Raw genomic sequence first — 6,750 nt, 5'->3', positions numbered from 1 at the left:
AAAAAACACAGAACATACAGCAAAGAATTCAAACTCAGTATTGTCAATGCCTGCAAAAATCCTAATACCTCGATCGCTTCGGTCGCACTGCAACATAGTATTAATGCCAACCTTGTCAGTCGTTGGATCAGGATCTTCAGCCATCATGAGGGTGCCGTGCAGGATCCTACTCATGTGAATCCAGCATTTATTGCTTTGCCTTACACTGCTGCAATCAGCCAACCTATTGATGAGAGGATCACGTTGTGTATCACCGTGCCTCATACGAATAATGATATTCAGCTAAAATGGCAGACATCAGAAATACCTGCCTTGGCAGAATTACTCAAGGCACTTGCAACATGATCCGCATTGATGAAATCTGGTTGTCTACTCAGCCCATGGACATGCGTGCAGGTATGGATACTGTCATGGCTCAGGTGGTGAGAGCCTTTGGCTACATCAAACCGCATTGTGCTTACCTGTTCTGTAATAAACGTGGCCATCGCATGAAAGTACTGGTACATGATGGATTGGGCATCTGGCTGTGTGCCCGGCGGCTGGAACAGGGCAAATTTCACTGGGCTCAAGTTCACCAAGGTGAAACCGTGGCCCTCAGCCCGGAACAGTTACAGGCACTGATCCAGGGTTTGCCCTGGCAGCGCATTGGACGACAGCAGGTGGTGACGATGCTTTAAACCAGACTGTTCCATTCTGCTATTCTCCAAACGTTCTATTTCCTCTGCGTCATGACCTCAGGCATACTGCGGTCATGAATACGCTGCCTGACTTAAGCCAACTGACCCATGAACAACTGCTGGAATTTACCAAGCAGTTGGCGCTGCAGCATCAGTCTCTGGCACAATCAAATCAAGAATTAGAAAAATCAAACCAGCAATTGGATGCCAAAGTTCAGCATCTTTCTATTCTCAATCAAAAATACGAGCATGAACTGGCGCTGTTTAAAAAGCACAAATTCGGCAGTAAAAACGAACATCTCACTGCAAAACAAATCCACCTATGGGATGAAGCGGTTGAAGAAGATATTGCTGCTGTTGATCTGGAATTAGAACGATTAAATGCAGATAAAACCGATGCAGCGACAGAGAAAGCCAAAACCAATAAACCTAAACGTCGACTGCTGCCCGATCATCTACACACCATCCGTATTGAGCATGAACCTGCATCAACCCAATGCGCTTGTGGCTGCCAACTCCGTCGTATCGGCGAAGATGTCAGTGAAAAACTGCATTTCAGACCGGCACAGTTCTACAAGGAACAGCATGTGCGTGGTAAATGGGTCTGTGATCAGTGTGACACCCTGACTCAGCAAGCGATGCCTGCCTATGTAATTGATAAAGGCATTGCTTCACCTGAATTGCTCAGCCATGTGCTGGTATCGAAATATGCCGATCATTTGCCGCTGTACCGTCAACGTCTGATCTATCAGCGGGCGGGAATCGAACTTTCTAGATCAACGTTATCTGACTGGATAGGTCGCTGCGGTGTAGAACTGGAGCCTCTGGCCAATGCCTTAAAAGAGGTGGTGCTGCAACAGCAGGTGCTGCATGCAGATGAAACACCAGTCACCATTATGCGGATGGGTGATGATGAGAAAAAACCGAAGAAAGGTTATGTCTGGGCCTATGCCACCACACAGTACAATCCAGTTCAGGCAGTGATCTATGACTTTCAAGATAGTCGTTCAGGCCAGCATGCTGAAGAGTTCTTGAAAGGCTGGCAGGGCTATCTGGTCTGTGATGATTACAGTGGTTATAAAGCACGCTTTAAATCAGGCCAGGTCATAGAGGTGGGCTGCATGGCCCATGCACGTCGTAAATTCCATGAACTGCATGTGACCGGGAAAAGTCAGGTCGCTGAACAGGCATTGGTGCTGATTCAGAAACTGTATGCGATAGAAGCAGAACTCAGGAAAAAGACCGATGGTACAGCGGAAGACCGCCGCGAATACCGACAACAGCATAGTCAACCAGTGATGCAACAACTATATGAATGGCTCAACCAACATCATCTGACAGTGCCATCGAGTTCTCCCACCGCCAAGGCCATCAATTACACTCTGAAGCGTTGGCCAGCCTTAAGCCGCTATCTGGATGATGGCAATCTACCCATTGACAATAACTGGGCAGAGAACTCAATGCGTCCCTGGGCATTGGGCCGTAAGAACTGGTTGTTTGCAGGTTCGCTGCGCAGTGGACAGCGAGCGGCAAATATCATGACTTTAATCCAGTCAGCAAAGCTGAATGGGTTGGATCCGTATGCCTATCTCAGTGATGTGCTGAAAAGGCTGCCGACGCATAAAGCGACCCAAATAGAAGAATTACTACCACATCGCTGGAAATCCAACTCAAATTAAAAAATAGGCATGGGATTCAGCGGACGCTTACATTCAGGTGAAGCAATGCCTTTATCAATCACATAGGCGGGCATCGCTTGCTGAGTCAGAGTGTCACACTGATCACAGACCCATTTACCACGCACATGCTGTTCCTTATAGAACTGTGCCGGTCTGAAATGCAGTTTTTCACTGATATCTTCGCCGATACGACGGAGTTGGCAGCCACAAGCACATTGGGTTGATGCAGGTTCATGCTCAATACGGATGGTGTATAGATGATCTGGCAGTGGTCGACGTTTAGGTTTATTGGTTTTGGCTTTGTGTGTCACTGCATCGGTTTTATCTGCATTTAGCCGTTCCAGTTCCAGATCAACGGCTGCAATATCTTCTTCGACCGCTTCATCCCAGAGATGGATTTGTTTTGCAGTGAGATGTTCGTTTTTACTGCCGAATTTGTGCTGTTTAAATAGTGCGAGTTCATGCTCGTATTTTTGATTGAGAATAGAAAGATGTTGAACTTTAGAATCTAATTGCTGATTGGTGACTTCAAGATGTTGAACTCTGGCATCTAATTGCTGGTTTGATTGTGCTAGAGACTGATGCTGCAGCGCCAACTGCCTGGTGAATTCCAGCAGTTGTTCATGGGTCAGTTGGCTTAAGTCAGGCAGCGTATTCATGACCGCAGTATGCCTGAGGTCATGAGAAGAATGAAATAGAACGTTTGGAGAATAGCAGAATGGAACAGCCTGGTTTAAAGCATCGTCACCACCTGCTGTCGTCCAATGCGCTGCCAGGGCAAACCTTGGATCAGTGCCTGTAACTGTTCCGGGCTGAGGGCCACGGTTTCACCTTGGTGAACTTGAGCCCAGTGAAATTTGCCCTGTTCCAGCCGCCGGGCACACAGCTAGATGCCCAGTCCATCATGTACCAACACTTTCATACGATGACCACGTTTATTACAGAACAGGTAGGCGCAATGCGGTTTGATGTAGCCAAAGGCTCTCACCACCTGAGCCATGGTCGTATCCATTCCTGCTCGCATATCCATGGGCTGGGTAGAGAGCCAAATTTCATTGATACGGATCATGTTGCCAGTGCCTTGAGTAATTCTGCCAAGGCAGGTATTTCTGATGTCTGCCATTTTAGCTGAATATCATTATTCGTATGAGGCACGGTGATACACAACGTGATCCTCTCATCAATAGGTTGGCTGATTGCAGCAGTGTAAGGCAAAGCAATAAATGCTGGATTCACATGAGTAGGATCCTGCACGGCACCCTCATGATGGCTGAAGATCCTGATCCAACGACTGACAAGGTTGGCATTAATACTATGTTGCAGTGCGACCGAAGCGATCGAGGTATTAGGATTTTTGCAGGCATTGACAATACTGAGTTTGAATTCTTTGCTGTATGTTCTGCGTTTTTTAGCAACAGGAGGTGTTGCTGAATATATATCCATGTTCATGGATTAAGTCCCCACTTGTTTTTAGGTGGGAACTAAATTAAGGCTTATAGGAACGCTTGGTAAGGCTGTGTTAGCCGGATGCTTACTTATCAGAAGCATATCGAGCTTGATAAACGTCATTGATGCTATTTCTTTTAAGTTCACGATAGATCGTACTAGGATGTCTTTTAATGAGTTCAGCAAATTTTCTGGCTGAAAAGCCTTCTTTTCTTGACTCAAGCATTAATGCAGTACGATCTTCAAAGTTAAGATGATGGTATGACAATTTTATATACTCCATAAACCCTTTAAATTAATTAGGTGGTTTATGTCGCACTTCAAGTTTTACTCTGCCCCTTTATCAGCGCATAGTATTTCTGATTCAGTCAAATCCAGTTTTGATACGAGGTCTGGAGCAATTTTAATATCATGAGTAGTCCCATCAGAAATAATAAACTCTATTGGATTCCCATTTGAATCAATGGCTAGATGTATTTTAGAACTATTGCCACCAATACTTTTAGAAATATCTTGATTCTTCAAACCTGCTGAATGTTGATGTGCTCTGACATGGCTACCATCAATAAAAACCCATTCTTTATCAGCATGCTGGCTAAATAATTTAAATATATTCAAGAATTTATTACTTTTAGACCAACGATTATATTTCTTAAAAATAGAGTTAGGTTTACCGAATTCTTGAGGTAAATCTCTCCAAGGGCAGCCTGTACGGATACGAAATAGAATAGCTTCGATAAAGTTTCTCAAATTTAATTTGAGATAAATATTAAAGTGACGGAAAATAGCGGATAACTTAGACCAATGTAGATCATTCAGCATTGTACGAGGCATAGCGAGAGTAAAATTTGATTTGGCGATTTGATTTTACTATCTCGCTATTTTTTTAGGCAACAATTGTCAACAGACCCTAATATTCCTAAAAAATCAAATACCAAGTCTAGTAATGATCATATGGATTGGTATATTTATAAAATCAGACACTTAGTTGAGAATTCATTCTGTAGATTAAAACAATTTAGAGGAATTGCGACACGGTATGACAAGCTAAAGCGTAATTACCAAAGTGCTGTTGCTTTAGCTTGTATATTTATATGGTTACCATTATAGTCTAAATTATAAACGGGAAATCTCAACAGACCCTACAAATGTGTAATAATAACAAATAGTATGAATTTTATCATATTTGCGATTGAAGCCTATGTTATTAATTTGTTGCTAAGAGTTATTAGTGTGAAAAATATTTTAACCTTACTTAGTGTTTCGCTAGGGGTATCGGCTTGTTCATCGATGGTGTGTTCAAAGCCGCCAGAATTACGTTTTCAGGAAATGAAGTCTGGTTATTCACAGTTGCTTAATGTTACAAGAGATGGAATTCTATGTGCGGAAGACACTGAAGGAAATCAAAACTGCTCAATTGAATTTTATATTGATAGTATTAAAGCTGGAAATTTTTATATAAATAATTCTGCTCAATATTCATTGAAGCCCGAAACGTATAATTTCAAAGTAAAAAACTGTACTAAATCATCATGTCAAAGTTGTGATATTGACTTAAGCGTAGGGAAGTTAGCGAGTACTGAATTAGTATTATCTGTCAATGCTGATGGTAAACCTTTTATTTCCAATAACGGACAGCTATTAAGTTGTGAAGTAAAACATCAGGCCACTGCTGAGGAACATACAATTCGAGTGGATTTAGCCGCAGACATTTTATTTAAATTTGACGGTTCTTCTTTAAATGATTTGCTACCAAAAGGTCGTCAAGAGGTATTGAATGTTGCTTCGCAAATTCACAATAACTTTGTTTCTGTCAGTCGTATTAATTTAGTTGGTCACACAGATCGTTTGGGAAGTGATCGCTATAACGATCAATTGGGCCAAAACCGTGCAGATACAGTGCGTAACCTATTGGTCCAAAATAGTTTGGCAGAAATTGTGGTTTCGACTGCAAGTGCGGGCAAGCGTGAGCCAGTGACTAATGGTTGTTTTGAAGTAAGGCAGCGTGAAGCGTTACATGCATGTTTGCAACCAGATCGCCGAGTTGCGGTTGAAATTACAGGTTTATCTGAGTAATTAGCTTTCAAATTTAAGAAATATTTAATTTATATATTGGATGTGTGATGAATAATTTTATAGTAATTGAAAAAGACTCTCTCAATAAAGTAAGCATTAATGCTGAACGTATTGTTTTGTCCGAATCAAGTATTGTTCATACAAAAATGAATCGTGATGATGTATCAGAATTCATTCGTGATGGGAATAATTTAATTTTAAAGCTCACGAATGGAGAAGTTATTGTTATTGAAAACTTCTTTGTTGTGGATGCTGAAGGGGTGACATCAGATTTAGTCTTTGAAGAAGATGGTTGTGTTCTTTATTGGTTTGATGGTCTTTCGGGTTTTAAAGAAATTTCAGGATTAGAAGCATTATTACCAGCAGTTGAAGGTAGTAAACTCGTTGGATTATTACCATGGTTGGTGGGTGCGGGTGTTGTTGGAGGTATTCTTGTTGGGCAAGATGGTGATGATAAAAATACTCAGAAAGATACTATTAAACCTTTTGCACCAGGTGTGACTTTAATCACCGACAGCGGCAGTGACAATAAAGATGGCATCACCAACAAGGGTGACTACACTGTTTCGGGTATCGAAGAAGGTGCGACCGTTGAATACAGCACCGATGGCGGTGTGACATGGAGCAGTAATAAACCGGTTGCGCAAGAAGGTGAGAACAGCATCAGCGTACGTCAAACTGACAAAGCTGGGAATGTTTCGGATCCGACAGAAATTAAATTTACGGTTGATACCGTTGCACCGATTGCACCAGGTGTGACTTTAATCACCGACAGCGGCAGTGACAATAAAGATGGCATCACCAACAAGGGTGACTACACTGTTTCGGGTATCGAAGAAGGTGCGACCGTTGAATACAGCACCGATGGCGGT

6 protein-coding genes and 5 pseudogenes are annotated in these 6,750 nt (G+C 42.4%); 6 read left to right on the top strand and 5 right to left on the bottom strand.

Annotation, left to right across the window (positions count from 1 at the left end; translation table 11 throughout):
- The 3 genes from FTT74_RS06475 to FTT74_RS06465 all read left to right on the top strand — a co-directional run.
- Window positions 1–345 (top strand): transposase (locus FTT74_RS06475; protein ID WP_218947071.1); only part of this gene is annotated, 345 nt, incomplete at its 5' end.
- Window positions 342–677 carry an IS66 family insertion sequence element accessory protein TnpB gene (gene tnpB, locus FTT74_RS06470; RefSeq protein WP_016659045.1) on the top strand — a complete coding sequence of 112 codons (336 nt, stop codon included), beginning with the start codon at window positions 342–344 and terminating at the stop codon, window positions 675–677. The genes FTT74_RS06475 and tnpB (FTT74_RS06470), both read left to right, overlap by 4 nt.
- A 74-nt stretch (window positions 678–751) precedes the next feature.
- Window positions 752–2,356, top strand: coding sequence for an IS66 family transposase (locus FTT74_RS06465; protein WP_179988705.1), 1,605 nt, complete (start codon window positions 752–754; stop codon window positions 2,354–2,356).
- A 32-nt stretch (window positions 2,357–2,388) separates the two neighbouring features.
- On the opposite strand, the pseudogene FTT74_RS06460 reads toward FTT74_RS06465, so the two are convergent.
- From FTT74_RS06460 to FTT74_RS06435, 5 genes and pseudogenes are all read right to left on the bottom strand, one after another.
- Window positions 2,389–3,015: pseudogene (locus tag FTT74_RS06460) on the bottom strand (IS66 family transposase zinc-finger binding domain-containing protein); the annotation flags it as partial.
- A gap of 74 nt (window positions 3,016–3,089) precedes the next feature.
- Window positions 3,090–3,425 (bottom strand): annotated as a pseudogene (tnpB, locus tag FTT74_RS13890) (IS66 family insertion sequence element accessory protein TnpB).
- Window positions 3,422–3,805, bottom strand: a complete 384-nt coding sequence (locus FTT74_RS06445; RefSeq protein WP_001055589.1) for a transposase — start codon at window positions 3,803–3,805, stop codon at window positions 3,422–3,424. The pseudogene tnpB (FTT74_RS13890) and the gene FTT74_RS06445 overlap by 4 nt, the downstream one beginning before the upstream one ends.
- Window positions 3,806–3,893: 88 nt before the next feature.
- Window positions 3,894–4,028 (bottom strand): annotated as a pseudogene (locus tag FTT74_RS06440) (helix-turn-helix domain-containing protein); the annotation flags it as partial.
- Between the two features lie 110 nt (window positions 4,029–4,138).
- Window positions 4,139–4,636, bottom strand: a pseudogene (locus FTT74_RS06435) (IS5 family transposase); the annotation flags it as partial.
- Window positions 4,637–4,705: 69 nt separating this feature from the next.
- On the opposite strand from FTT74_RS06435, the pseudogene FTT74_RS06430 reads away from it, so the two are divergent.
- The 3 genes and pseudogenes from FTT74_RS06430 to FTT74_RS06420 form a co-directional block, all read left to right on the top strand.
- Window positions 4,706–4,912: pseudogene (locus FTT74_RS06430) on the top strand (transposase); the annotation flags it as partial.
- 60 nt (window positions 4,913–4,972) lie between these two features.
- Complete coding sequence (locus FTT74_RS06425) at window positions 4,973–5,878, top strand: OmpA family protein (protein WP_163120766.1); 906 nt, start codon at window positions 4,973–4,975, stop codon at window positions 5,876–5,878.
- A 47-nt stretch (window positions 5,879–5,925) separates the two neighbouring features.
- A partial coding sequence (locus FTT74_RS06420) for a BapA prefix-like domain-containing protein (RefSeq protein WP_179988707.1) occupies window positions 5,926–6,750 on the top strand: 825 nt, incomplete at its 3' end.

This window comes from Acinetobacter sp. YH01007, from assembly GCF_013420425.1.
GTDB lineage: Bacteria > Pseudomonadota > Gammaproteobacteria > Pseudomonadales > Moraxellaceae > Acinetobacter > Acinetobacter towneri.
This window is presented reverse-complemented; position numbering and strand designations above follow the sequence as displayed.